Below are 25170 nucleotides of genomic sequence, written 5' to 3' on the forward strand. Positions count from 1 at the left end.
TGCATCGTGTTGAGTGCCAATGAGATCAGGACGAAATTCCTGGAATATTTCGAACGCCACGGGCATACCATCGTGGAATCCGCCTCCCTCGTCCCCAAGGATGACCCGACCCTGCTGTTTACCAACGCAGGTATGGTCCCCTTCAAGAAGATTTTTCAGGGGCAGGAAAAGCGTGACTACAAGCGCGCCACCACCTCCCAGAAATGTCTGCGCGTGGGCGGCAAGCACAACGACCTCGAAAACGTGGGCCGCACCGCGCGCCACCACACGTTCTTTGAGATGCTCGGCAATTTTTCCTTTGGCGACTACTTCAAGGAACAGGCCATCGGCTTTGCCTGGGGCTTCATCACCGAGGAACTCGGTCTGCCCAAGGATAAGCTCTACATCACCATCTACAACGATGATGACGAGGCCGCCGAGCTGTGGCAGCGCGTTGCAGGCGTTTCCCCGGACCGCATCTACCGCCTTGGCGAGAAGGATAACTTCTGGTCCATGGGCGACACCGGCCCCTGTGGTCCCTGCTCCGAAATCCACATCGATCAGGGCGAGCACATGTCCTGCGGCCCGGACTGCGGCATCGGCAAGTGCGACTGCGACCGTTTTCTGGAAATCTGGAACCTCGTGTTCATGCAGTACAACCAGCACGCCGACGGCACCCGCACCGACCTGCCCCGTCCCAGCATCGACACCGGCATGGGCCTTGAGCGCATCGCCGCCGTGTGTCAGGGCGTGTTCTCCAACTTTGATACCGACCTCTTCCAGTCCATCATTGGCTACACCGCTGAGCTCACCGGCGTGAAGTACCGCCAGCAAGGTGAGGACGTGGACACCGCGCTGCGCGTCATTGCCGACCACAGCCGCGCCATCGCCTTCATGATTGCCGACGGCATCCTGCCCTCCAACGAGGGCCGTGGCTACGTGCTGCGCCGCCTCATCCGCCGCGCCCTGCGCTTCGGCAAGCTCATCGGCCAGAGCGAGGCCTTCCTGTACAAGGTCGCCCTCAAGGTCACCGACGACATGGGCGGGCAGTACACCGAACTGCATGAGAACAAGGACTTCATGACCCGCGTGGTCCGTGAAGAGGAAGAGCGCTTCGCCCAGACCCTCGACAAGGGCCTCGTCATGCTCGAAGACGAGCTGGCCGCCCTGAAGGACGCAGGCACGACGCAGGTTTCCGGCGAGGTCGCCTTTAAGCTGTACGACACCTACGGCTTCCCCCTCGACATCGTGAACGACGTTGCCGAGAAGCAGGGCTACACCGTGGACGAGCCCGGCTTTGTCGCCCTCATGAAGGAGCAGAAGGAGCGCGCCAAGGCCGCGTGGAAAGGCTCCGGCGAGACCACCCTCGCCAGCCGCTTTCAGGCGCTGCTTGAGGAAGGCTTGCGCTCCGAGTTCGTCGGCTACGACTATCTTGCCGCCGAGTCCCGCATCGTCTCCCTCATGAACGATTCCGCCGACGCCGTGGACCAGCTGGCCGAAGGTGAGGAAGGCTACATTGTTACCACCCGCACGCCCTTCTACGGCGAGTCCGGCGGGCAGAGTGGCGACACCGGCATGATTTCCGCCCCCGAGGGCACTGCACTGGTGCTGGATACCCTCAAGCCCGCCGCCGAGTTGACCGTGCATCACGTCAAGGTCGACAAGGGCACCGTGCACGCCGACCAGGAAGTGCTGCTGGAAGTCACCGAAGAGGAGCGCCTTGCCGCCGCGCGCAACCACACCGCGACCCATCTGCTGCACGCCGCGCTGCGTACCGTTCTTGGCGAGCACGTTAAGCAGTCCGGTTCCCTCGTGGAGCCGAACCGCCTGCGTTTTGACTTTACCCACATCTCCGCCATGACCGAGGACGAAATCAAAGACGTGGAAGCCCTCGTCAATCGCGCCATCATGGCCGACATTTCGCTGGATGTGCAGGAGATGGACTATCAGGACGCCGTCTCCAAGGGCGCCATGGCCCTCTTTGGCGAAAAGTACACCGAGTCCGTCCGCGTGGTGGAAGTGCCCGGTGAATCCATCGAGCTGTGCGGCGGAACGCATCTGCGCAGCACCGGTCAGGCCGGGCCGTTCATGATTCTCTCCGAGACGGGCGTCGCCGCTGGCGTGCGCCGTATCGAGGCCGCCACCGGCTGGCGCGCCATGCAGCAGCTCATGGACTACCGCACCGTGACCAACGAACTCGCCGCGTCTCTCAAGGGCAAGCCCGAAGAAGTTGTGGACCGCGTTCACGCCCTGCAGAAGGAAGTCAAAAGCCTTAAAAAGGACATGGAAAAGCTGGCCGCGCAGGCCGCATCCGGCAAGGGCAGCAACCTCATGGACAGCGTCGAGGAAATCGGCGGCGTGAAGGTTCTGGCCGCCAAGGTGCCCGCCCCCAACATGGGCGCTCTGCGTAAGCTCATGGACGACGTGCGCTCCAAGCTGGACTCCGGCATCGCCGCCCTCGTGTGCGAAGCCGACGGCAAGGTCAGCCTCGCCGTCTACGTTTCCAAGGACCTGCACGACCGCTTCACCGCTCCCGCCCTCATCAAGCCCGTAGCGGCTGAGATCGGCGGCTCCGGCGGTGGACGCCCCGACATGGCGCAGGCTGGCGGCAACAACCCCGCTGGCATCGACGCCGCCCTTGCAAAGGTGAAGGAACTCCTCTCCGCCTAAGCATCGGCGCAGTCGCAACGAGACCCCAACGGCCGGGCTCCCTTCAGGAGCTCGGCCGTTTCTCATCATGGCGCGCGGGCGCCAAGGTTGACAGGCGGTCAGCCATATGGAAAACGCACCATGTGCAGACAGATATTACAGACGGCGCAATATTTCGCGTTGTTATCAAAGGAGACAATTATGATGAAGCATATCGTTCTGGCAGTGCTGCTTGTCGGCCTTGTGGCCGGATGCAGTGCTGTGAAGGACAGCCAAAGGGAAGAGTCCTCCATGTTACACTCCGTGGCGGCGCTTCGCGACGCCGTTGAGCAGCATGACGTCAAGAAAATTCGGACTTACATCGACCTGCACCACATTGTGGAGCAGGCCGTTCGCAGCGATACGAAGCGGCGTCTGGAGGCCGGGTTGCCTTCGCCCTTTGGGCACCCTTATGAGCTGCTGCAAAAAAAAGGCACGCAGGATCACCTCGTCACCATGTGGTACACCATCAGCAAGGCCGAACTGAGGCGTGGTGAAGACACACGATACGACGAGCCCATCGATCTGTGGCCCTATTCCGTGATGACCTATCAGCGCCTGCGCGCCATGCTGGCAGAGGATCCCGAAATCCGAGAGGACGGCGGCGTGTACCATGCAACGTTTCATATTCCGGAATTCGAGGGCGTCGCTCCCGTGGATGTCGATTTTGTGATGGTCAAGTCCGGCGAGATTTGGCGGCTTTCCTCCATCGATAATATTCAGGCTGTGATTGACGTTTTTGCTACGTCGATAAACGAGTAATTCGGCCATCGGCCCCTTTGGGCGAGGCAGACAACACAGGCCGGAGGCGCACAAGTGCGTCTTCGGCCTTTTCTTTTTTTTCTTTTTTGCTCCGCAGGCCAAAGGGCCGCGGGCCCTTTGGAATCCCATTTGCGCACAGGCCGGGTGCCTTAGGAGAGGGCGGTCGTCACCCCTGACGACTCTCGGGAGAGGAGGTCGTGATGGCGTGTGTTGGAGTGGGGGCGGGGCTTTTTTTGCTCCGCAGGCCAAGGGGCCGTGGGCCCTTTGGAATCCCATTTGCGCACAAGCCGGGTGCTTTAGGAGAGGGCGGTCGTCACCCCTGACGACTCTCGTCCGTGTGGAGGGGGAATTTTTTTTGGGGGGGCGCTGTGGAAGGGCGGTGAGAATCCCTGTTTGGGGGGGAAGGGAAGGTGGCTGAGGAGTTGGGTATTGTGGGAGTGTGTAATTCCACCCTAAACCCTGTATTTTCGGGGGCGGCTTCCGCCCCCGAAAATCCTAAGGATTCTTAAGGAAATTATTTCCTTAAGTCGCCGAAGGCATGCTTTTTCTTCATTTTTGCCTCCACCAATGAGGTGGGATGCGTATGGGCCTTCATTCAGCCGTGAAGGTCCATACGCATCCCGAACCACAACCCGTTTTCCGGCCCGGCTCTCTGTGGGCCGAAATTTGGGTGCCTGCTGAGGGTGGCAGCGCCTGAGCAGGCAGGAGGCAAACGGGTGTGTGCTACGTGTTCAGCCGTGGGCGCCTTAGGACGCGATGGCCTTGCGCAGCACCTCCATGGCGGGCTTGCCGTTGGCGGCTTTGACGCCCTTCAGCCAGGGGGCGATGGTCTTCATATTATTTTTGATCCACTTCGCGGCGACGGTTTCGGGCGCCTGTTCCTTAAAGCCGTACTCGTTAATCCACTCACTCTGGGTGTGGCCGGAGATGTACAGGTTTTTCAGGAAGGTATGCACCTGCGGGAAGCGGTCCTTAAAGTCGTTGCTGGCGAGGGTGTAGACGATGGACTCGTTAACGAGGCCTTCGGTGCCCGGCACGCCCGTGAGGAATTTCATATCCATCTGGAAGTTCATCCAGTGCGGGCGCCAGCCGTGGAACACAACCCACTGCTTGTGCTTAATCTTGTCCTGCACGGCCTTAATCATGGCCGGTACGGGGCTGCACAGCATTTTCCAGTCACCAAGGTTGGCGACGTTGTTGTCGATGATTTTTTCCGTAGAGGTCTGCATGCCGCTACCGACCTCAATGCTGTAGATGGTGTTTTCAAACTTGTCGGCATTGGGGGCCAGGTCGGCGATGGAGCGCACGCCGGCGTCCCACACGTAGTTGGGCACGGCGAGGCTGACGCCTGCTTCATCGAGGTTAGTGCCCACGATTTCGAAGGCGTTCTTTTCGTTCAGGGGGTTGAACAGTTCGTTCTGGAGCGGAATCCAGCTGGCGAGGTAGGCATCAACGTCGCCGGTGGTCAGGCCGTTGTAGACCATAACGGCGCTCACTTCGACCTGCTTGCTTTCGTAGCCAATGGCTTCGAGAATTTGGGCGACGACTTCGGTTTTAACGGTTACGCCCGGCCACGGCGGAACGCCGAATTTAACGGGCTGCGCATGGGCGCTGAGGGGGGCAATGATACAGAAAACGGCAATGGCGAGAGTTGCGAGTATGTTTCGCAAGCGAACCTCCTGGTTATGGTGCATAGGGTCGGCTTTGCATCCCGTGAGCGAGGCGTGCAGGAGCCGGACCGGGCCATCCCCTGCGCTGCATCGGTACATGTGCCGTGAAGCGGCTTACGGAGCCAGTATGGTGACCGGCTGGATGGTCCGGGGCCACGCGCCAACGGCAGGCCGTGCGGGGGCTGATGCCGGGGCGCTCTTTGGGCGGTCTGTCGGCGCGATGGCGACAGACCGCATGCTCACATCGTTCTAACCGGCAAAGTCCCGGCGAACGGCGTCGATGGCGGGGGCGCCGTCGACAGTTGTGACGCCGTCAAGCCACGTGGCGACGGTGTCGAGGTGCTTTCGAATCCAATCCGAGGCGACTTTCTCCGGGGCGATTTTTTCAAACCCGAAGCTGTTGATCCATTCACTCTGCGTGTCCGCCTTGACGGTGAACTGCTTCAGGAACGTATGCGCCTGCGGGAAGCGGTCCTTAAAGTCGTTGCTGGCGATGGTGTACACCATGCTCTTGCTCACGAGGTCCTCCGTGCCGGGGACGCCTTCAAGGTACTTGATGTCCATCTGGAAGTTCATCCAGTGCGGCTGCCAGCCGTGGAAGACCACCCACTGGTTATTGCGGATGCGCTCCTGCACGGCGGAGAGCATCACCGGCGTGGTGCTGCTGACAAGCTGCCAGTCCGCAAGACCAGCGACGTCGTTCTCCACCATCTTTTCCGTGGCGGCCTGCATGGCAGAGCCAACCTCAATGGTGTACAGCTCGTTGTCAAACTTGTCCGCGTAGGCGTCCAAATCCGCAATGGAATGCACGCCTGCGTCCCAAACATACGAAGGGACACAGAAGCTGATGTTGGCTTCGCTGATGTTCATGGCCACGACATCAATGGCGTTTTTTTTCTTCAGCGGCAACAGCATGTCGTTTTGCTGCGGCAACCATGCGGCAAGGCACGCGTCCACATCGTCCGTAGTCAGCCCCTTGTAGATAATGGGCGGGCCAATCTCGAGTTGGACGGCGTCATACCCCATGGAGTCCAGAATCTGACAGACAACCTCAGACTTCACAGTAACACCCGGCCACGGCGGGACACCAAAGCGTATGGAATCCGCACTCGCGGAAAGCGGTACACACAAACTCAGTACAAAAAGAAGTACACTAAGACAGAGCCTACTCAATACGACCTCCAGGTTGTGGTGGGAAAGTCCGGCGCGAATTACAAGATGATGCGTTTCACTGCGCGCCAGCTGAAAGACTGTGCAGTGTAGTAGATAGAAAATGCCGCAGTCCTTGTCAAATTCATCCCCACAGTACCCTATTAACGGGTACGTATCGGTTATATTCGCATTCTGCGTTTCCGCGCCTTTTCTCAGGTTCCGTGCCGCGCTGCGTTGCGTCGCTAGCCCAATACGACAGCGGCTTTGCCGTCATCCGGCGCCCACGTTTTTCACGAGTTCGCAGGCGCTTGCGCTGGTGTTCGCATTCTTGGTTTGCGTATGCGCACATGGTGGCATGAGTGGGGCGGATCGTGTGAGTGGGGATGTTTTGGGTATGTGGCGTGCAGAAAAGAGGGCGAGAAAGAAGAAGGCGATGATTTGTGCTCCGCAGGCCAAAGGGCCGTGGGCCCTTTGGAATCCCATTTGCGCACAGGCCGGGTGCGTGTGGATGACACTGCCGTCACCCCTGTATGGCTCGCGTCCGAGTGGATGGGAATATTTTGGAGGGCGCCTGCGCTGTGGATGGGCGGTGAGGATCCCTGTTGCATGTGGGATGAGGCATGTGTGGAGTACGGGGGAACTGCGGGTTTGAAGATTGTCTTTTATCCCTCAAGAACCTGTATTTTCAGGGGCGGCTTCCGCCCCTGAAAATTATAAGGATTCTTAAGGAAATTATTTCCTTAAGTCGCCGAAGGCAAAAAAAGGCCCGGCATTCCCTCCACACCTCCGCATGGCGCTCTGCACGCCCCAACACAAAAGCCCCACGACTTCCGTCGTGGGGCTTTTGTGTTGCGATATGTCTGGCGAGTGGGGGGGGCTAGTCTTGGCACTTTTGCATGTAGCGGTAGATAGTTGCTTCTGAGGCGTCGAGGTACTGTGCGACGACGCCGACGCTGCCTTTGATGAGGAAGACGCCTTTTCGGTTGAGTTCGGCGACGATTTCGGTTTTTTCGTCGGCGGTCATGCGTTCTGGCGGAATATTGTAGCGGCGGATGACGTTGAGGACCATATTTTCGGTGAGGTCTTCGATATTTTCGTGGAAGCTCTCTTCGCCGTGCGTAGGGGCGATATCGGGTGAGAGCGACGCGCCGAAGCCACCGTTTTCGATCATATTATCGAGCAGTTCGCGCACTTGGCAGACTTTGGTGACGTCCATGTTGAGACAGAGCATCCCGAGCAGTTCACCGTCGGCGTCTTTGATGAAGTAGGTTGCGGAGTGCAGGCGTTTGCCGTCTTTGGACAGCGAGCTGTACTCCATGATGAAGCTGCGGTTCTCGTACTGTTTTTCGCGCAGGAAGCTGAGTGCGAGATCGGTCAGGGGCGCGCCGATGCGGCGTCCGCTGATGTGGTTGTTGGCGATGGCGACGACGGATTTTTCAACGCTGGTTGTGTCGTGCAGGACGACTTCGCAATCCTTCCCCAAGAATGTGCCCAGGAATTCCACAAGGGGAATGTAATCCTCGATAGAGCACAGATGCGATGTTTTTTGAAAAGCCACTGCTGGTTCCCTTTGTTGTGTGTTGCGAATTGATGTTTGTGTATACAATGGCGTTTCCGTGTGTGCAATGTTGCTGTTTTTCATCGTTTAAAAGCGGCCCCGAACTATTCGGGGCCGCTTTGTTGTGTCATCTCGTCATGTTGAGCACTGGCGTATGAGGTAGGGATGGGTGCCGGTTGCTCTATGCGGCTGTTCCTTGACGAGTTGCCGCGTGCGGGCAGCCTTTTGACACCATGGTTTTAAGGATGACCTTGTCGGTTTCCTTCATGCCATGAGAGCCAAGGCAGCCGAGGTTGAGGATGGTCTTTTCGACATCATTGTCGACGATGCCTTCACTGCCGGAGATGCTGTGTCCCTTCATGGCGAGGAAGGCGGACTGCAGGCCGGTGCTGACGGCGGAGGCGACCTTGAGGGCGCAGCCGTTTTTGGCACCGTCGCAGATCATACCGGCGATGCTGCCGACCATGTTGTTAATGGTCATCTCCACTTCCTTGATGCCGCCGTCCAGCAGAAGGACGAGGGCGCATCCGGCGGCGGTACCGGCCACGGTGGCTCCGCACAGTGCGGACAGGCGTCCGAGGCTGTGCTTGATGTGGATGCTGGTGAGGTGGCTCATGATGAGCGCACGCGCCAGCTTTTCCTCGGAGGCTTCGAGGCGGTTGGCGCAGGCCAGCACAGGGATGGTGCAGGTCAGGCCTTGGTTGCCGCTGCCGGAGTTGCTCATGACGGGCATCTGTACGCCGTGCATGCGGGCATCGGTGGCTGCGGTGGAGAGCTTGACCGCCTCATTGATGATGGAATCACCCATGATGTGGTCTTTGATGCTCTCCTCGATGTTTTTGCCCACGCCGAGGCCGTAGGAGCCGCTGAGGCCCTTCATGGCCATGGCTTCGTTCATGCGGGCGGCTTCGAGGATGAAGGAGATGTCCTCAAGGGGCGCATTGTTTGCGAAGTCGAAGATGCTGTCCATGGTGAGGGACCATTCTTCGTGCTCTGCGTCCTCTGCGCTGCCGGAATCCACATGCATGATGACGTCGCCGTTTTTTTCTACGTAGACGAGGCCGGTGTGGTGGCCTTTGAGGATGACGCGCGCGGAGTCGTCGCCTTTGGTGGCGATGACTTCGCAGTAGATGAGCTCGTCATTGTCTGCGACGTCGAGGACCACACGTTCTTCGGCCAGCATTTGCTTGGCCTCTTCGGCCTGCATGGGTGAGAGGTCTTTGAGGACCTCAAGCATGGCTTCGGACTTGCCGCCTATGGCACCAGCGGCGACGGCGATATTCAGGCCGCGTTCGCCGGTACCGGGGACGCCGACACCCATTCCGTTCTTGAGCAGGTTGCCCGAGACGAAGGCTTCGAGTTTCTCGGGGGTGGCACCGAGGGTCTCTGCGGCCTTGGCTGCGGTAAGGGCCACAGCGATGGGTTCGGTACATCCGATGGCGGGAACGACTTCACGGTGAAGCAGTTCGATGTATTGGGTCCATTCGGCTTTCATGTCTGCTATCTCTTATTCGTTAGCGGCGGCTGCTTGGGCGTTGGCCTTTGTAAGCTCGCCGTTTTTGTTGAACAGTCCTTCCAGCATGAGGGCGATGGCGCCGTCACCGGTCACGTTGCACGCGGTGCCGAAGCTATCCTGCAGGGCGAAGACGGCAACCAGCAGGGCGACACCCGCGGGGTCGAACTGGAGCACGCCGACGACGATGCCAAGGGAGGCCATAACCGTGCCGCCGGGGACGCCGGGAGCGCCGATGGCGAACACGCCGAAGAGGATGATGAACAGGAACATGGTGCCGAAGGTCGGCAGGTGGCCGTAGAGCATCAGGGAGATGGTCATGGCGAAGAAGGTTTCAGTCAGCACGGAGCCGCACAGATGGATGGTGGCGCCGAGGGGAATCATGAATTCGCTGGTGTCCTTGGAAAGTACCTTGGACTTGCCGGCGCAGCGCAGGGCCACGGGCAGGGTGGCGGCGCTGGACATGGTGCCAACGGCGGTGAGGTATGCGGGGCCGTAGTGCTTGATGACTTCGATGGGGTTACGGCCGGAGATGATGCCTGCGATGGTGTACATCACGGTCAGCCAGATGGCGTGGCCGAGCAGCACCAGCACGATGACCTTCAGGAACACGGGCAGCTGCTTGGTCAGGCTGCCTTCGTATGCCAGAGCGGCAAAGGTGGTGGCGATGAACAGCGGCAGGACGGGGATGACCATCTTCTGGATGACCTTGAGCATGATGGCTTCAAACTCGAACAGGCCTTTCTTAAAGCCATCGGCCTTGGTCCACAGCACGGTCACGCCGAGGATGATGGCGGTGACGAGTGCGGTCATCACGGACATGATGGGCGGAATGTTCAGCTGGAAGGTGATCTCCGGCAGCTCGCGCAGGCCAGCAACGGCGGTGGGCACGGACAGGTGCGGGATGATCAGGTAGCCAGCGACACAGGCCATGGTGGCCGCGCCCACGGCGGAGAGGTAGGCGATGCTGGCGCCAGCGCCCAGCATGCGGTTGGCGTTATTCTGCAGCCGGGTAATGGACGGCGCGATGAACGCGATGATGACCAGCGGGACAGTGTAGAAAATGAACTGTCCAAGGACGTGCTTCAGGCTGCACACCACTTCCATGACGGCTTCGTTGGCGACGAGGCCAACGATCACACCTGCGGCGATGCCCATCAGGAGCTGGAGAATGAAACCCCATTCACTCTTCTTTTTCTGACTCATTGCAAAACCCCTCTTCAAGAATCGGTTGAGTGTGTCGCATCACCGCACTGCACACGAGGTGATGCGAGCCGCCCCACACAGCGTGGGGCGGCACAATTCGGACGGGAACAACTATTTGGCGGCGATAACTTCGATCTCCACCAGTGCATCCTTGGGAAGTCTGGCGACCTGGAAGCAGCTGCGGCCCGGGAAGGGTTCGCCGAAGTAGGAGGCGTACACTTCATTCATAGCGCCGAAGTTGGCCATGTCGCTCAGGAATACGGTGGTCTTGACCACGTCGGTGAGCTGCGCGCCGCCGGCCTCGAGGATGGCCTTGACGTTTTCGAGAGACTGCTTGGTCTGCTCTTCGATGCTCTCGGGCATGTCACCGGTTTCGGGATTGATGGGCAGCTGGCCGGAGGTAAAGATCAGGTTACCTGCGACGCCGGCCTGAGAGTAGGGGCCGATGGCTGCGGGGGCGGTGGTGGTATTGATGATATCGGGCATTGTTGGAGCTCTCCTTTGCTGGATTACCGTTTCGTGTGTTTGTGTTTTTGGGATAGTTCTGTTTTTCACGCTGGTCAATAAAAAATTTGCACAGCGATAAGAATTTTTTATTACACTGCGGCACCAGCCGTGAACGGCGTGTTGATTAAATGCTGGAATTTAAAAGGGTTGGCCGACACTCGCAGCGTGAGAGAAAATCGTGCAAGCGTGAGAATTTTTGTCTCATGGAGAGAAAAGCGCGTGCGAAAGAGGTGGAAAGGCGGTGGTTTCGCAAAAGGGAGAGCAGCGCTGATACGGGAGCGAATTGGTGCTGCGGCGAGAGATGGGCGGCAGAAATCAGAAGCGCTGGCGCGGGCGAAACAGGGCGCGGGCGTGGGGCGGATGATGCTGAACAGATGCAGGTGATGGCACTTGAGAAATGGCGGCGGTGGTCTGCGGCGCGGTGTGGTGCAGGCCGGGATGCGGCGTGTGCGAAGGAGCGCGGCGAGTGTGGGCCGAAGTGGGAACCCTATTCGTGGTTGCGCAAAATGTCCAGAATCTCAAAGCGCGACGCCTGCCACGCCGGGTAGCCGCCGGCGGCCAGGCCCAGCAGCACGGACCCCACAAGAATGCCCGCCATCAGCCCCGGACGGTATACAAAGGGGAATCCCGCCACGGCGTAGACCACGCTGATGAGGCCAAGGGCGCAGATGACGCCAAGGGTGCCGCCAATGCCGGAGAGCAGCCCCGCCTCGAAGAGGAATTGACTGATGATGTCCGAGCGGCGCGCGCCAACGGCGCGGCGGATGCCAATCTCCATGCGCCGTGCGCGCACCAGCAGAATCATAATGGACAAGATGCCGAGTCCGCCAACGGCAAAGGACACCGTGGAGCTGATAAGCCCCAGCGTGCCCACAAGGTCGAGGGCCTGTTGCTGGAGCTTGATGGTATCGCGCGCGGTGAGCACGGCAAAGTCGTCGGGCTGGCCTTCGGAAATGTTGTGCCGGTGGCGCAGAATGGCTGAGGCCGACTCCTTGGCGCGTTCTGGGTCCACCCAGTCCGCAAGCTGAACATACGCGCCGGAGATGGCGTCGGTGTTGGCCATGCGGCGCATATAGGTCGTGATGGGGACGAAGACCTGCTCGTCTTGGTCCGTGCCCACGATGTCGCTGCCTTTAGGCTCCATAACCCCAATCACGCGCAGGCGCGCGCGAAAGAAGGTGACGCGCTGGCCGAGGGCTCGTTCCGGCTGGCGGAACAGGCGGGTGGCAATTTTTTGCCCCAGCACGCAGACCATGGCCTTGTCGGTGACGTCTGCGGCGGAGATGAAGCGGCCAAAGTCCGGCGTGAGGTTGCGGACGGTGCTGTAGCCGGGCGTGACGCCGATGAGCACGGAGGGAATTTTGGTATCGCCCGCGCGGATGGGCATATCCGTTTGGGTGAAGGGGGCGTGGCGGCGCGCCCCGGGCATGCCGTCGGCGAGGGCTTGCGCGTCGGCCATGGTAAAGGTGCTGGCTGTATCCTTGACGCGGGCGTCGCCGCGCCGCCAGCGGATGCGTCCGGCGCGGGCCATGAAGAGATTTGGGCCGAGCTTTTGGATTTCCACCTCGGCCTTGCGCACCATGGCCGTGGACATGTGCTGGACGCCCGTCAGCGCCAATGCGCCTAAAAACACGCCAAGCATGGCAAGCGCGGTGCGCAGCTTGTGCGTTTGCAGGGACCGTATGGCGATGTTCAGGCTGAAGTGCATGCAGGGCTCCGCGTGTGGCGTCTGGTGGAATACGCGGCTTTCGTACGCCGCACCGCAGAGAATACGGGAAAAGACGGCGGGGGCAAAGCCCCGAAAGGATGGAAAAACGCGCCGCCGTCACCAGCTGGAAGGTGACGGCGGCGCGGGTGGGTTACATTTCCTGCGGCAGCTCTTTCAGCTCGGCCCACGAGAAGACGGGGCCGTCCACGCAGACGAATTTGTCGCCGATATTGCAGCGGCCACACAGGCCTACGCCGCATTTCATGCGGCGCTCCAGCGTGGTGATGATGCGCTCGGGCGGAAAGCCCAGCTCCTCCAGAGCCTGCACGGTAAACTTAATCATGATTGGCGGGCCGCAGGTGACGGCCACCGCGCCCTCGGGCGAGGGGTTCATTTCGCGCAGGATGTTGGGGATGAGGCCGACGTGGCCGGTCCAGTCGTCGGTGCCGTTGTCCACGGTCTGCACCAGTTCCACGTCTTCGCGCGCGGCCCAGTCCTTCAGGTCTTCATCGTAGCAGAAGTCCTCGGGCGAGCGGGAGCCGTAGAGGATGGTGATGCGGCCGTAGTCCTCGCGGTTGTCCAGCATGAACATGATGAGCGAGCGCAGGGGCGCCATGCCGATGCCGCCGCCGATGAACACGATGTCCTTGCCCTTCATATCCTCATACGGAAAGAAGTTGCCCAGCGGCGCGCGCACGCCGACGGTGTCGCCAACGCTGAGGCTGTGCAGGGCCGCGGTGACTTCTCCCGCCTTCATGACGCTGAACTGGAGCATGTCCTTTTGCGTGGGCGAGGAGTTGATGACAAAGGTGGACTCGCCCGTGCCAAAGACGGACAGCTGGCCCACCTGGCCTGGCTCAAAGGTGAAGGCCTTCATGCGTTCGGGCGCATTGAGCACAACGCGGAAGGTCTTGATATTGGCAGTCTCCTCCACAATCTCGGTGATGGTGCCGAGATCGGGGAGGTAGGGATTCGCGTCAGGCATTGTGCTTCTCCTTGGCACGCAGGACGATGGTGCGGATGTCGACTCCGGCGGGACACTTTTTGACGCAGCGGCCGCACCCCACGCAGCCGAACTGTCCGCCGTGTCCGGCAGGATGGTAGTTGAACTTGTGCTGGATGCGGTTGCGCAGGCGGTAGTTCTTGGTCATGCGCGGATTGTGGCCGCTGGCCTCACGCGTGTACATGGGCGACATACAGTTGTCCCATGTGCGCAGGCGTTCGCCGGAGGTGCCGTTGGCCTCGTCCGTGATGTTGAAGCATGAGCAGGTGGGGCACAGGTAGGTGCACGCACCACAGCTGAGGCACTGGGAGGCGATGTCGTCCCAGAACTCGTCATCGGCAAAGCAGGCCTGCAGGGCTTCGGGCGCGTCGGACAGGTCCGGGGCATCGCCAAGGCGCTCGCGCGCGGTGTCGTGCACGGCCTTGGCGGCTTGCTCCTGTTCTTCGGTGGCGTCGGCAAAGGGCGCTTCGGCCACAAGGGCGGCGCCTTTTTTCGTGACGCCGTCGGCGACGTAGCCGCCGTCAACAGGGGTCAGCAGGATGTCAGTGCCTTCGGTGCTGTCCGGACCGCCGCCGGTCCAGTGGCAGAAGCACGTCGCTTGCGGCCGGGCGCAGGCCACGGACACCAGCACGGCGTTGTTGCGCCGCGCGGCGTAGTAGGTATCCTCCACCGGGCCTTTGAGCAGAATCTCATCCAGCACGGCAAAGCCGCGCGCACCGCACGGGGGCGTGCCAAAGATGAGAACGCGGTCCTCTGAGACGGTGGGTTGCAGGTCCACCTGCGCGTTGCCGTCGTGTTCCGTGTCGCGGCGGATGCGGAAGCGGAAGAGCACCTCGGTCTGCGGGAATATGGCGTCCTTGGGCGGCATGGAGGGCAGCGTCTCCAGCTCGGGCATGGACGAGCCGTCATGCTGGCGGAAGACCACAGCCGCGCCCTCGCGCATGGGGGCGATGACGCGGTGGTCCTGCCCCATGCGGGACAGCCACGGGACGATGTCGTCATGGGCAAGAAAGCGTGTGGACATTACCACTCCTTCTCTTCGATATGGTCTTCCTCCACCTTAAAGGTGAAGAGCGGCGGTGTGGCGCTTTCGTCCAGTCCGGCTTCATAGTCGAACAGGTCGAGGACCTCGCGGTTCAGCTTCTTCTTGAGCATGAGCACCGGGATGTCCATGGGGCAGGCGCGTTCGCATTCGCCGCATTCGGTACAGCGTCCGGCGGTGTGCATGGCGTGGATGAGTTGGAACATCCATTTTTCCTGCACGCCCGTTTCCTGCGACAGCCAGTGCGGGTCGCGGGTTTCGGCGATGCAGTGGTCGCGGCACACGCACAGGGGGCAGGCGTTGCGGCAGGCATAGCAGCGCGTACACCGGCTGAGCTCCTCCTGCCAGAAGCGGAAGCGGTCCTCCAGCGGCTGTTCCTCGAACTTCTCAAGGCGGGCGAAGCGGTTTTCAATCTCTTCGCGAGGCTGGATGGGCTCGCCCGCGATGTGGTCGAACACCAGCGGGTTGGGATACTTGCAGGATAAACACTTGTCCGCGGCAATGTCCGCAAAGGGGAAGTCGCGCTCGTCTTCGTCGGTGGTGATGGTGATGGTCTCGCCGTGGAAGGTGACGCCGGTGACGCGGTTTACGTCCATATGGCGGCGCAGCTTGTTGTGGCTGACCACGCCCTCGCAGGGCATGCCGAAGATGACAAGATTGTCGCGGGAGATGAGCTTTTCCTGCAGTAGCTGGATAACGGAGCGGCTGTCGCAGCCCTTGATGACCACGCCCACGGTCTTGTCCTTGAGGCTGGGCAGATAGGTCGCCAGATTGTGGACGCAGCGCTGGTCAAAGACCATTTTGTCCACGTCCTCCGGGGTGTGCATGCGCAGGGGCGAGGCGTGCAGCGGGTCGTACCCGGCCTGCCAGCCAAGGACAAAGTCCACATCGCCTAGGCGGTCGAGGATGAGCTTTTTGAGCGTCTCTACGCGGGCCATACGTCGCCTCCCTGCTGCAGTCGGCTGATGATCTCGGCGCGGGGTTCGCTGAGGCGCGGGCCGGGGCCGAGGGTGTGGATGTGCTCCGTGAAGGTGGTGACGACGTTGCGCCACTTGTTGCCCTCGGAAGCGGACACCCACGTGTATTCAAAGCGCCGGGGGTCTATGCCGAGCACGGGCATGAAGCGCTTGAGCACCTCAAGCCGCCGCCGGGCGTAGAAGTTGCCCTCGGTGTAGTGACAGTCATTGGGATGGCAGCCGGAGACGAGCACGCCGTCAGCGCCGCCCATGAAGGCTTTGAGCACGAACAGCGGGTCCACGCGCCCGGTGCAGGGCATGCGGACGATGCGCAGGTCCGTGGGCTGGCTGAACCGGGCCACGCCGGCGGTGTCGGCACCGCCATACGAGCACCAGTTGCACAGAAAGCCGACTATGCGAAGTTCTCTTTGTTCCATTTCCGGCATAGGGCATTGACCTCGGCAAGAATCTGATTGTCAGTGAAATGCTGGAGCTGAACGGCCTTGTGCGGGCAAGCCACGGAGCAGATGCCGCAGCCCTGACAGATGGTTTCCACCACCTGCGCCTTGGGATTGCCGAACCGGTCCTCCACACTCTGGATAGCGCCAAAGGGGCAGACGGAGATGCATTTGCCGCAGCCCACACAGCGCCGTTGGTCCACAAGGGCGATTTGCGGGTCCGTCTCCATGGTCTCCTTGGCGAACATGGACAGCACCTTGGCCGCCGCCGCACTGCCCTGTGCCACGGAGGACGGAATGTCCTTCAGGCCCTGACAGGCGCCAGCAACAAAGACGCCAGCGGTGTTGGTCTCCACAGGGCGCAGTTTGGGGTGCCCTTCCATGAAGAAGCCGTTGGTGTCGTACGAGATGCGCAGATGCTCCGCCAACTCGCGCGCGCCGTGGGACGGTTCGCCGCCAACGGCCAGCACCACAAGGTCCGCGTCAATTTCCACCTGCGCGCCGAGCAGAGTATCCATGCCGCACACCGTCAGATGGTCCGTATGCGGGTGGATGCGCGACACGCGGCCGCGCACGTACTGCACGCCGTATTCGATTTTGGCGCGGTCGATGAACTCCTCGTAGCCCTTTTGCGGGGCGCGGATGTCCATATAGAAGACATAGGTCTCGGCGTCGGGGATATGGCTTTTGGTCAACACGGCCTGCTTGGCTGTGTACATGCAGCAAAAGCCGGAGCAGTAGGGCCGGTTCTTGGCCTTATCGCGCGAGCCAACGCACTGGATGAATACCACGCGTTTTGGTTCGCGTCCGTCCGAGGGGCGCGTGACGTGCCCGCCCGTGGGGCCAGAGGCCGAGAGCATGCGCTCGTACTGCAGTGAGGTGATGACGTCCGGGTACCGCCCGCCGCCGTATTCCTCGTACTTGGAGTGGTCGAACACATCATAGCCCGTGGCGGTGACAATGGCGCCCACCTTGTGGGTGACGGTTTCGTCCTTTTGCTCAAAGTTCACGGCCTGCACCGGGCAGACCTTGGCGCAGACGCCGCACTTGTCCTTGGTGAGCTTGATGCAGTGGTCCGCGTCGATGACGGCTTTTTTGGGGATGGCCTGCGGGAAGGCAATTTTGATGGCCGACGTGGTGCCCACGCCCTCGTTGAACGAGTCGAAGGACTTTTTGCTGGGGCATTTTTCCATGCACAGGCCACAGCCCGTACACAGGTTCCAATCCACGTAGGTGGTCTTTTTGCGGATGGAGACCTCAAAGTTGCCCACGTAGCCGGATACCTCGTCCACCTCGGCATTGGCGATGAGGGTGATGTTCGGGTGCTGGGCGACGTCCACCATCTTGGGGCCAAGAATACAGGTCGAGCAGTCCACCGTGGGGAAGGTTTTGTCCAGCTTGGCCATTTTGCCGCCGATGGTGGGGCTTTTTTCCACCAGCACCACGTCCAGCCCGCCGTCGGCGCAGTCCAGCGCGGTCTGGATGCCCGCCACGCCGCCGCCAATAACCAGCACGCGGCGGTTCACCTGAAAGGTCTTGGGCAGAAGCGGTCTGTCGCGCCGCAGTTTTTCCACGGCGGCCAGCACCAGTTCGGAGGCCTTGTTGGTGTTCAGCTCCTTGTCGCTGCCCACCCACGAGACGTGCTCGCGGATGTTGGCCATCTCGAACATGAAGCGGTTCAGCCCGCCGCGCTCCACGGCGCGCCGGAAGGTGTTTTCGTGCATGCGTGGTGAGCACGAGGCCACAACCACGCCGTCCAGCCGGTGGTCCCGGATGGCCTGCACAATGGCTTCCTGTCCTGGTTCGGAGCAGGTGTACATATGGTCCATGGCGAACACCACGTCCGGGTATTCGCGCGCCATTTCCGCCACGCGCGCACAGTCCACGGTGGCGGCGATGTTGCTGCCGCAATGGCAGACGAAAACGCCTACTCTCATGCGTCGTCTCCTGCCGCGTTGGTGTTGGCGAGCACCGCCTGCGCGAGGCCCTTGGGGCTGACGGCATGCTGGTCCAGGCCAAGGTCGCGGATGTCCAGACCAAGGGCCAGTCCCACCAGCTGCGTGATGTAGAATACGGGAATATGGTGCGAAGAATGGTTCGCCCGGTTCACCTGCCCCTGACGCAGGTCAAGGTTCTGGTGGCACAGCGGGCAGGCCGTGACCACGGCGTCCGCACCCAGTTCGGCCGCGGCGTCGAGGATGCGCCCGGTGTTGCGCATCACAATGTCCTTTTTGGGGATGCCGTAGGCGGCGCCGCAACATTCCATCTTGTACGAGAATTCTTCGGGCACCTCGGCGCCCAGTGTGCGGCACAGGCGGTCCATGGACGTGGGATTTTCCGGATCGTCAAAGTCCATCAGTCCCGCCGGACGCGTGAGCAGGCAGCCATAGTAGGGGACAATGGTCAGCCCGGACAGGCTGTGCAGAGCGCGCTGGGCAATGGTCTCTTCGCCCACGTCCTCCAGCAGAATCTGGAGGATGCTGCGACAGTCCACATTTCCCGCGTAGGGGCGGTCCAGCAGGCCGTTGACGCGCTCGCGGAATGCCTCGTCCTGCATCTTCGTATTGGCGGAGCGCAGGTTTTTCAGGCAGCCGGGGCACGGCGTTGCAACGGTGTTTTGCCCCGCAGTGCTGGCGATTTCGAGGTTGCGGGCCGAGAGGGCGGCGGCCAGTTCATGGTCCACCGTGTGCGCGGGCGTGGAGCCGCAACAGCTCCAGTCCGTCATTTCAATAAGCTCCACACCCAGCGCGGCAAGCACCGCGCGGGAGGAGCGGTCGTTCTCCCGGGATGTGCCCTCTTGCGAGCACCCCGGATAGTACGCGTAGGCCTGACTCACAGCGCGTGGCCTCCTTCCTTCTTGCGGCGTTCCAACCATCTTTTGGCGATGGCGGCGACCTCGGCCTTGCCCGCGATGTCATGCGGGCGCAGGGACAGCTTGCCCTTGGGCAGGATGCGGTGGGCGAGGTCGGCCCCGGTAAACGGGCGACCGGAACGCAGGTTGTACTCCGCCATCAGCCCCATTTCGTACACCCGCCCATGGCGGAAGATGCTGCGCAGGAAGCTGTCGTGGAAGAGCTTGACGTTGCGCTCCGAGGCAAAGCCTTCGCGGCGGGCCATGTGGCGCAAAACGTCCATCACCAATGCCACGTCAATGCCGTTGGGGCACCGCGTGGAGCAGGTTTCGCACGTGGCACACAGCCACAGCGAACGGGCGGAAAGCACAGCCTTGCGCTGACCGGCCTGAACAAGTCGGAGTATTTGGCTGACGGGAACGTCCGACGCGCTGGCGGCAGGGCAGCCCGCAGCACACTTGCCGCACTGGTAGCACAGCGCAAGGTCCTGCCCGCTGGCCTCCCGGACGTCCTGAATGAACGTGCGGTCGGACTCGTCCGTGAAACGTATGGTCTTCTCCATGAAGGACGCCTCCAATGGATGCAGTGCGCGGCGTAAACCCAATCCCCACCAAAGTTCAAGGGATGGCTTTTGCGCCGGAAGGGAATGAAAGCATTACTTCATAATGTCATACTTTGTCACCCTACCCTTCTGCGTGGGGGTTGCAGAGGAAAGAGTGGTGCGCTGAGGTGTGGGCAATATGAAAATCCCCGCGCCCCAGAGGTTTTGGCATTATGGTCATCATGCTGGCCGTGGTAGGGGAGCGGCTGTGCGGCATGCGCATTTTTCGTTCCGCATCCCTTTTTTTGCCCCGGATGGGGCGGTTTTTCCACCGAATCCGTGGAAGTTTATATGAGTTTTTCAAGAGCCAGCGGCCCTTGCGACGTCATATGTTGTAAAAGCCAGACTTTATAGATTTGGACTGGCCGGGTCGTGGCGCGTGGGTCAAGAGGATATCTCCGATGGCTTAAGGGCCTTGCCCTTAAGAATCCCACCATTGGGCGTTTTCCTCTTGGTAGGGCAGTTGCCCGGTGTGCCCGCGCTCCCACCCTTAAGAATCCTACCATTGGGCGTTTTTCTCCTGACAGGGCAGTTGCCCGGTGTGCCTGCGCTCCAGCCCTTAGCCCTGATAGAGGCCCCCCTTCAGCGCACCCCGGTGCGTGGAGAGGGGCTTTGCCAGACGTTATGGCTTGGGCTGGCCGGGTCGTAGCGCGTGGGTCAAGAGGATATCTCCGATGGCTTAAGGGCCTTGCCCTTAAGAATCCCACCATTGGGCGTTTTCCTCTTGGTAGGGCAGTTGCCCGGTGTGCCCGCGCTCCCACCCTCAGCCCTGATAGAGGCTGTCCTTCCAACGCACCCCGGTGCGTATAAATGGGATTCTCAAGGGCCCGCGGCCCTTGAGCAGCGCTGCTATCTTTATCTCTAAAGCCCTTTGTCCCTTCGGGCCAAACGACTTAAGAGCTAAAGCCGCCGGAGGCACTGTCTTTTCTCTATGCCGGAGGCATCTTTATCTCTTCGCTCCTTCGGCCGGGATGACCGGAGGAGCAAAGAGCAAAAGTCGCCACACTGGCTGGGCCACCTGTTAGGGGTTCAGGGTAATTTCGAACTTTTTCAGGTAGCCGATGGGGTTGTAGGATTCTTTGGCTTTTCTCAGGCCGGGGTCGCCGAGGTCCTGTTCGCGGTTGACGGAGACGTAGTCTGTGGCGTCGCCGGAGAGGAACATTTGGTTGATGGCCTGGTAGACGCCTTTGTAGGGCGTGTGCCCTTTTTCGAAGTGGATGACGAGGGTGTCGTTGGTAAGGCGTTCGGCCACGGTGTAGGCGGCCTGTGCGCCGTCCACTTCGATAACGCCGCCGAACACGCCGCACAGGGCGTCCCAGCTGGTGAGCACGCGGGCGATGGCGCGGTTTTCCGCAGCGAGGGTCTGCTGGGATTCTTCGTCGCGCCACGAGAACCATTCGTGCTGCATGTCAAGGGCGGCCTCAACGCAGTCGGGCGTCATGGAGTGGTAGACGTAGTCGTATTTTTTCTTGAACTGGTTGAGCAGGTTCTTCTTTTTGTGAAAGCGGTTGCCCTTGAGCTGGGAAAGCTCGGCCACGTCGTAGATGTAGTCCCAGTGGTCGCGGGCTTCATTGATGGAGATGGCGTCGCCGAAGGTGGCGCCCCAGATGTCGGCCAGCACTTCGGGCACGCGGATATAGCGGCCGCCCGGGGCGTTGAGCACGGGACATTTGGTCCAGTCGGTATCGGTCCACGGGCCGACGGGCGCCCAGTAGACGATGTCGGGGCGGGTCTGGCGCAGCCAGACGTGGGACTCGCCAAAGAACCATTCCAGGCCGTATTCCTCGGCCCAGCCCCAGATGTTGACGAAGCTGTAGTCCGATGCCTTTTGCGGGCACTGGGCGAAGCGTTCGAGATATTCGGCCTGCCTGTCCAGCGAGACGGGTGTGAATTCCGGAGTTGTCATATTTTCTCCGTTGGGGGCTTGTCTATTTACGCAAGGGGTTGCCGTTGGGTGTCAGCGGCGTCCCGGCCGGAGTGGTCCCGGTGCGCGATGTTTTCACTCTCCGTTTAATCATGGAGAAGCGTTGCCATTTACCGAAGACGAAGGCGTACAGGATAAGAAGCGCCTGTACGATTTGGGACGTGAGCTGGGAAATCCAGATGCCCGTCGCTTCGCCGATGATATGGTGCCCCAGCGTATAGGCCAGGGGCAAACGCACGCCCCACACGGTGACGCCAAAGATGACCATGCTGTACCATGTGGCGCCCGCGCCATTGAGCGCGCCGCCGATGATCATGCTGGTCAGGGTGAAGGGAATGGCGATGAGGTTAAAGAAAAGGTAGTTGATCATATGAGACTGTACGGCTGGCTCTGGCGTGACAAGGGCCGAAAGCGGCGTGACGTACTGCCACACCACAAGGGTGACGAGGCTCATGCCCGCACAGCCCAGCGCCCAGATGCGCAGGCCGTAGCGTTTGGCTTCGTCAACGCGGCCTTCGCCAATCAGATTGCCCACCAGCACGCTAGCCGTCATGTTAAAGGCGAATCCCGGCAAAAAGAGAATGGACTCAATACGCAGGCCCGCCGTCATGCCCGCAAGGGCGGGGATGCTGTCGTTGGGCAGGCTGGCGGTGATGGCAAAGAGGACCAAGTAGCCGCTCTGCCACAGAATCTGCATCAGGCCGGAAGGCCATGCGACCTTAAAGAGATAGGGCACGGCGCGGCGAATCCAGCGCATGGGCGGAAAGGCCCCGGCAGAGAGCATGCCCTTTCTGGAGACGCGGAAGAGGTTCAGCACCGCGCCGGCGGTCACGGACCAGAAGGTGGCCCACGCAAGGCCCTTGTGCCCGAGTTCCGGCAGTCCCCACAGCCCGAGGCCAAGGCCGAAGTCGGCCAGCGTATTCACGGACGTGATGAGAATCATGGCGTACAGGGGGTACATGACCTCCTTGCGGGCGCGGAACACGGCGTTGGTGATGAGCAGAATATAATAGGGCGGCAGCACGAGGGCGTAGACGTTCAGAAAGTCGCCGGTGATGCCGGATATGGCGTCCGGAACGCGCAGGGCGGCGAGGAGCTGTTCGTTAAAGACGAGGCCCAGCGTCATGATGATAAGGCCGAAGATGAGCGCCAGCTCCAGACACAGCCCCACGTAGCGCTTGGCGCGCATGGTGAGCCCCGCGCCGATGGATTGGCTGATGGCGGCCACGGAGCCGTTGGCGACGCTGACGGCGATGATGAGCAAAAAGAACAGACAGGATGAGATGATGCCGAGGGCGGCCTGCACTTCCTTATTGAGGAGCCCGGCAACATAGACGTCAACGAAGCCGATCCAGAAGTGGAAAAACATCATGATGATCTGCGGCCACGAAAGACGCCAGATGGTGCGGTATGGTGAAGTGTCAGTCATTGTTGGTGCATATATCCTTGGAAAATTCGGCGGAGGGAGTGGAGCCGCAATATTGCAGGATAAGGCCCGGAAGGCACCGGGTCAACCCCGCCGCAGGGCGACACCGAACGAAAAAACGGGCGGCGGAGATGCATCTCCGCCGCCCGTTCGTGTGAAGAGGGTGAAACGTTTTACGCAGGCTTTTGCATGATAAAGAACTCATACCCGTAGCTGTCGCCGTGGGAGGCGTACATATCCAGCTCGGCCTGCATGGTTTGGAAGATGGTCTGCGCTTCTTCGTCACCGGCGTAGGCCTCGCGCTGTTCGTTCAGCCGCTGCTGGAAGGGGCCGTAGTAGTCGTGCCAGCAGGAGGCGGGCAGGGGGAAGGTGGTGACGATGGTGTAGCCGTGGTCCTCAATGCTGCGGCGCACGTCAGGGACGGTGCGCATGGCGGGGTAGACCTCGCGGAAGAAGTCCGCCGCAGGCTGTGGGGGCTCCGGAGTAAACCAAATAAGCTCCGAGACGCAGAAGGTGCCGCCCGGACGGAGCAGGCGCTTCCACAGGTCAAGGCCGTTGTCGAAGCCGGAGATAAAGGCGGAGCCTTCACACCACAGCAGGTCAAAGGATTCGTCGCCGTAGGTGATGGCGCTCATGTCCATGTTGACGGCGCGGACGCGGTCCGACAGGCCTTCGCGCGCAGCAGCGCGGGTGAGGGCGTCCAGCACGGGCTGGTGCACATCGATGCCGGTGACGGTGCCGCCGGTCTCCTTGGCGAGGACGATGCTGTGGCGGCCGGGACCGCAGCCGATGTCGAGGATGCGCGGGGCTTCTGGCAGGTCCGGCACGAGGGACAGGGCCCGGCGGGTGTGCGCGTTGTCGCCGGGGGAGTGGATGTCCAGCGGGGTCATGGTTTCGAGAAACAGTTCCATAAAGCGCTCGCTCATATCAAGGAGCCTCCTTACGCGGTTCGGGGCGTTGTAGAGTTTTTGGACGAGGGCGGACTCGTCTATGGGGATGCCGAGGGCCTCCACAAAGCGGCGGTGCTCATCTGGGGCGGCGTCGTGGAAGGCTTGGTGCCAGCGGCGCATGGTGTCATGGTCCAGCCCGGAGGCATCGAGGAGTGAAGCCCACGCCGCATCGTCGCTGGTGTCGCAGGCGTCCAGCATCTCGCTGCTGGCGAGCAGGCGGGTGATGACGTCCTGTTGAAAGCGCAGGCGGCGGTGCTCCTGCGCCAGTTCCTCAAGGCGCGATTCCAAAATGTCCGTGGCGTCCGAGGCCGCGCCGTCCAGTAGAGCGGCGATGGATTTGAGCGGCATTCCGGCGTTGCGCAGGCGGCAGATGCGGCGCAGGCGGTGCGCGTCGTCCTCGCTGTAGAGGCGGTAGTCCGCCGCGGTGCGGCTGGAGGGAACAAGCAGGCCGATGCGCTCGTAATAGAGAAGCGTACTGCGGGCGAGGCCAAGCTCCCTTGCCAGTTTTCCAACGGTGTAGTGCATGCGGCACCTTGTCGGTCTGTGGCGCGCCGGGCGCTGCGCCTGTGTGTGAACAAATGACTGACCCGGATGGAGGAAGCATGAACCCGTCACCTGTAGACAGGTCAAGCGGGAAAAAGCCGAAAGGAGGGTCCATGACTCGGCGGAAAGGGAATCGCCTCGGATGGCGGGCAGTTGCGGGAAAAATGAAAAGTGAAAAAAATTTTTCACCTGCGGTGTTGACACCTCTGAAAGCGGCTTTATTTTTCTTTTCACCAAAACGGAGGTGAAGAAAATGGTAATCGATTTTGGAACCTTCTATGATTTTCCTCGTGAACTCAATCGGTTCTTTGAAGAGGTCATGCAGCCTGTGTCGATAAGTCAGCGCAGGGTGTCTTACCCGCAGGTCAACGTCTCGGAAGATGACGATGCACTGTATATTGAGGCTCGCGTCCCCGGTGTTGCAGAGGAAGACATTGAGCTGACTGTCACGGAAAATGACATTGTGCTCAAGGGCATGCGTAAAGCCGACGACGGCAAATACTACCGTCAGGAGCGTGGAACCGGAGCGTTCCAGCGCATCTTCAACATTGCCACCAACATTGACCGCGACAACGTCACGGCGACCCTGAAAGATGGCATTCTGGAAATCGTTCTGCCCAAGGCAGAGGCCGTGAAACCCAGAAAGATCTCCATCAGCGCGTAGGAGGGAGT

General features: G+C 60.8%; 20 protein-coding genes. 3 read left to right on the forward strand and 17 right to left on the reverse strand.

Annotation, left to right across the window (positions count from 1 at the left end):
* The first annotated feature begins 6 nt into the window (after positions 1 to 6).
* Both alaS and ACYQ2T_RS01155 read left to right on the forward strand, forming a co-directional pair.
* Positions 7 to 2649 (forward strand): alanine--tRNA ligase, encoded by a 2643-nt coding sequence (gene alaS / locus ACYQ2T_RS01150; RefSeq protein WP_459897767.1) that lies wholly within the window; start codon positions 7 to 9, stop codon positions 2647 to 2649.
* 180 nt (positions 2650 to 2829) lie between these two features.
* Positions 2830 to 3429: a hypothetical protein gene (locus ACYQ2T_RS01155; RefSeq protein ID WP_459897768.1), complete on the forward strand. Its 600-nt coding sequence runs from the start codon at positions 2830 to 2832 to the stop codon at positions 3427 to 3429.
* A gap of 746 nt (positions 3430 to 4175) precedes the next feature.
* Here ACYQ2T_RS01155 and ACYQ2T_RS01160 read toward each other — a convergent pair.
* The 17 genes from ACYQ2T_RS01160 to ACYQ2T_RS01240 form a co-directional block, all read right to left on the reverse strand.
* The gene (locus ACYQ2T_RS01160) at positions 4176 to 5099 is read right to left on the reverse strand and encodes an ABC transporter substrate-binding protein (RefSeq protein ID WP_459897770.1); all 924 of its coding nucleotides are present in this window, start codon (positions 5097 to 5099) and stop codon (positions 4176 to 4178) included.
* 249 nt (positions 5100 to 5348) lie between these two features.
* Positions 5349 to 6272: an ABC transporter substrate-binding protein gene (locus tag ACYQ2T_RS01165; RefSeq protein WP_459897771.1), complete on the reverse strand. Its 924-nt coding sequence runs from the start codon at positions 6270 to 6272 to the stop codon at positions 5349 to 5351.
* Positions 6273 to 7128: 856 nt separating this feature from the next.
* Positions 7129 to 7809 carry a helix-turn-helix transcriptional regulator gene (locus ACYQ2T_RS01170; RefSeq protein WP_404845637.1) on the reverse strand — a complete coding sequence of 227 codons (681 nt, stop codon included), beginning with the start codon at positions 7807 to 7809 and terminating at the stop codon, positions 7129 to 7131.
* 181 nt (positions 7810 to 7990) lie between these two features.
* Complete coding sequence (locus tag ACYQ2T_RS01175; protein WP_459897774.1) at positions 7991 to 9304, reverse strand: L-cysteine desulfidase family protein; 1314 nt, start codon at positions 9302 to 9304, stop codon at positions 7991 to 7993.
* A gap of 12 nt (positions 9305 to 9316) precedes the next feature.
* Entirely contained in the window at positions 9317 to 10528 is a 1212-nt protein-coding gene (locus ACYQ2T_RS01180) for a dicarboxylate/amino acid:cation symporter (RefSeq protein WP_459897776.1), read from the reverse strand.
* 111 nt (positions 10529 to 10639) lie between these two features.
* Positions 10640 to 11014, reverse strand: coding sequence for a RidA family protein (locus ACYQ2T_RS01185; protein WP_459897778.1), 375 nt, complete (start codon positions 11012 to 11014; stop codon positions 10640 to 10642).
* A gap of 508 nt (positions 11015 to 11522) precedes the next feature.
* Positions 11523 to 12743: an ABC transporter permease gene (locus tag ACYQ2T_RS01190; RefSeq protein ID WP_459897780.1), complete on the reverse strand. Its 1221-nt coding sequence runs from the start codon at positions 12741 to 12743 to the stop codon at positions 11523 to 11525.
* A gap of 151 nt (positions 12744 to 12894) precedes the next feature.
* Positions 12895 to 13728 carry an FAD/NAD(P)-binding protein gene (locus tag ACYQ2T_RS01195; protein ID WP_459897782.1) on the reverse strand — a complete coding sequence of 278 codons (834 nt, stop codon included), beginning with the start codon at positions 13726 to 13728 and terminating at the stop codon, positions 12895 to 12897.
* Positions 13721 to 14770: a 4Fe-4S dicluster domain-containing protein gene (locus ACYQ2T_RS01200; RefSeq protein ID WP_459897784.1), complete on the reverse strand. Its 1050-nt coding sequence runs from the start codon at positions 14768 to 14770 to the stop codon at positions 13721 to 13723. Before ACYQ2T_RS01200 ends, ACYQ2T_RS01195 begins: the two co-directional genes overlap by 8 nt.
* Positions 14770 to 15726, reverse strand: a complete 957-nt coding sequence (locus tag ACYQ2T_RS01205) for a 4Fe-4S dicluster domain-containing protein (RefSeq protein WP_459897785.1) — start codon at positions 15724 to 15726, stop codon at positions 14770 to 14772. Before ACYQ2T_RS01205 ends, ACYQ2T_RS01200 begins: the two co-directional genes overlap by 1 nt.
* Positions 15714 to 16190 carry a hydrogenase iron-sulfur subunit gene (locus ACYQ2T_RS01210; protein WP_404845645.1) on the reverse strand — a complete coding sequence of 159 codons (477 nt, stop codon included), beginning with the start codon at positions 16188 to 16190 and terminating at the stop codon, positions 15714 to 15716. Before ACYQ2T_RS01210 ends, ACYQ2T_RS01205 begins: the two co-directional genes overlap by 13 nt.
* Complete coding sequence (locus tag ACYQ2T_RS01215; RefSeq protein ID WP_459897787.1) at positions 16157 to 18139, reverse strand: 4Fe-4S binding protein; 1983 nt, start codon at positions 18137 to 18139, stop codon at positions 16157 to 16159. The genes ACYQ2T_RS01210 and ACYQ2T_RS01215 overlap by 34 nt, the downstream gene beginning before the upstream one ends.
* Entirely contained in the window at positions 18136 to 19038 is a 903-nt protein-coding gene (locus ACYQ2T_RS01220) for a CoB--CoM heterodisulfide reductase iron-sulfur subunit B family protein (RefSeq protein ID WP_459897789.1), read from the reverse strand. The genes ACYQ2T_RS01215 and ACYQ2T_RS01220 overlap by 4 nt, the downstream gene beginning before the upstream one ends.
* On the reverse strand, positions 19035 to 19616 hold the full coding sequence (locus tag ACYQ2T_RS01225) for a 4Fe-4S dicluster domain-containing protein (RefSeq protein ID WP_459897791.1): 582 nt from the start codon (positions 19614 to 19616) through the stop codon (positions 19035 to 19037). Before ACYQ2T_RS01225 ends, ACYQ2T_RS01220 begins: the two co-directional genes overlap by 4 nt.
* 1060 nt (positions 19617 to 20676) lie before the next feature.
* On the reverse strand, positions 20677 to 21561 hold the full coding sequence (locus ACYQ2T_RS01230) for a DUF2156 domain-containing protein (protein WP_459897793.1): 885 nt from the start codon (positions 21559 to 21561) through the stop codon (positions 20677 to 20679).
* Between the two features lie 22 nt (positions 21562 to 21583).
* Positions 21584 to 23008, reverse strand: coding sequence for an MATE family efflux transporter (locus ACYQ2T_RS01235; protein ID WP_459897795.1), 1425 nt, complete (start codon positions 23006 to 23008; stop codon positions 21584 to 21586).
* Positions 23009 to 23178: 170 nt separating this feature from the next.
* Complete coding sequence (locus ACYQ2T_RS01240) at positions 23179 to 24480, reverse strand: methyltransferase domain-containing protein (protein ID WP_459897797.1); 1302 nt, start codon at positions 24478 to 24480, stop codon at positions 23179 to 23181.
* A gap of 271 nt (positions 24481 to 24751) precedes the next feature.
* Here ACYQ2T_RS01240 and ACYQ2T_RS01245 point away from each other — a divergent pair, with 271 nt between their 5' ends.
* A complete protein-coding gene (locus ACYQ2T_RS01245) occupies positions 24752 to 25162 on the forward strand; it encodes an Hsp20/alpha crystallin family protein (protein ID WP_404845652.1) in 411 nt (136 codons plus the stop codon).
* The last annotated feature ends 8 nt before the right edge of the window (positions 25163 to 25170 follow it).

It is taken from the genome of Desulfobaculum senezii (genome assembly GCF_054657395.1).

Excerpts from the sequence above, each read along its gene's own strand:
- ACYQ2T_RS01210 (WP_404845645.1), bottom strand. The coding sequence starts at position 16,190 with ATGCCGGAAATGGAACAAAGAGAACTTCGCATAGTCGGCTTTCTGTGC.
- ACYQ2T_RS01205 (WP_459897785.1), bottom strand. The coding sequence starts at position 15,726 with ATGGCCCGCGTAGAGACGCTCAAAAAGCTCATCCTCGACCGCCTAGGC.
- ACYQ2T_RS01215 (WP_459897787.1), bottom strand. The coding sequence starts at position 18,139 with ATGAGAGTAGGCGTTTTCGTCTGCCATTGCGGCAGCAACATCGCCGCC.
- ACYQ2T_RS01230 (WP_459897793.1), bottom strand. The coding sequence starts at position 21,561 with ATGACAACTCCGGAATTCACACCCGTCTCGCTGGACAGGCAGGCCGAA.
- ACYQ2T_RS01240 (WP_459897797.1), bottom strand. The coding sequence starts at position 24,480 with ATGCACTACACCGTTGGAAAACTGGCAAGGGAGCTTGGCCTCGCCCGC.
- ACYQ2T_RS01235 (WP_459897795.1), bottom strand. The coding sequence starts at position 23,008 with ATGACTGACACTTCACCATACCGCACCATCTGGCGTCTTTCGTGGCCG.
- ACYQ2T_RS01185 (WP_459897778.1), bottom strand. The coding sequence starts at position 11,014 with ATGCCCGATATCATCAATACCACCACCGCCCCCGCAGCCATCGGCCCC.
- ACYQ2T_RS01175 (WP_459897774.1), bottom strand. The coding sequence starts at position 9,304 with ATGAAAGCCGAATGGACCCAATACATCGAACTGCTTCACCGTGAAGTC.
- ACYQ2T_RS01195 (WP_459897782.1), bottom strand. The coding sequence starts at position 13,728 with ATGCCTGACGCGAATCCCTACCTCCCCGATCTCGGCACCATCACCGAG.
- ACYQ2T_RS01180 (WP_459897776.1), bottom strand. The coding sequence starts at position 10,528 with ATGAGTCAGAAAAAGAAGAGTGAATGGGGTTTCATTCTCCAGCTCCTG.
- ACYQ2T_RS01190 (WP_459897780.1), bottom strand. The coding sequence starts at position 12,743 with ATGCACTTCAGCCTGAACATCGCCATACGGTCCCTGCAAACGCACAAG.
- ACYQ2T_RS01245 (WP_404845652.1), top strand. The coding sequence starts at position 24,752 with ATGGTAATCGATTTTGGAACCTTCTATGATTTTCCTCGTGAACTCAAT.
- ACYQ2T_RS01200 (WP_459897784.1), bottom strand. The coding sequence starts at position 14,770 with ATGTCCACACGCTTTCTTGCCCATGACGACATCGTCCCGTGGCTGTCC.
- ACYQ2T_RS01155 (WP_459897768.1), top strand. The coding sequence starts at position 2,830 with ATGATGAAGCATATCGTTCTGGCAGTGCTGCTTGTCGGCCTTGTGGCC.
- ACYQ2T_RS01225 (WP_459897791.1), bottom strand. The coding sequence starts at position 19,616 with ATGGAGAAGACCATACGTTTCACGGACGAGTCCGACCGCACGTTCATT.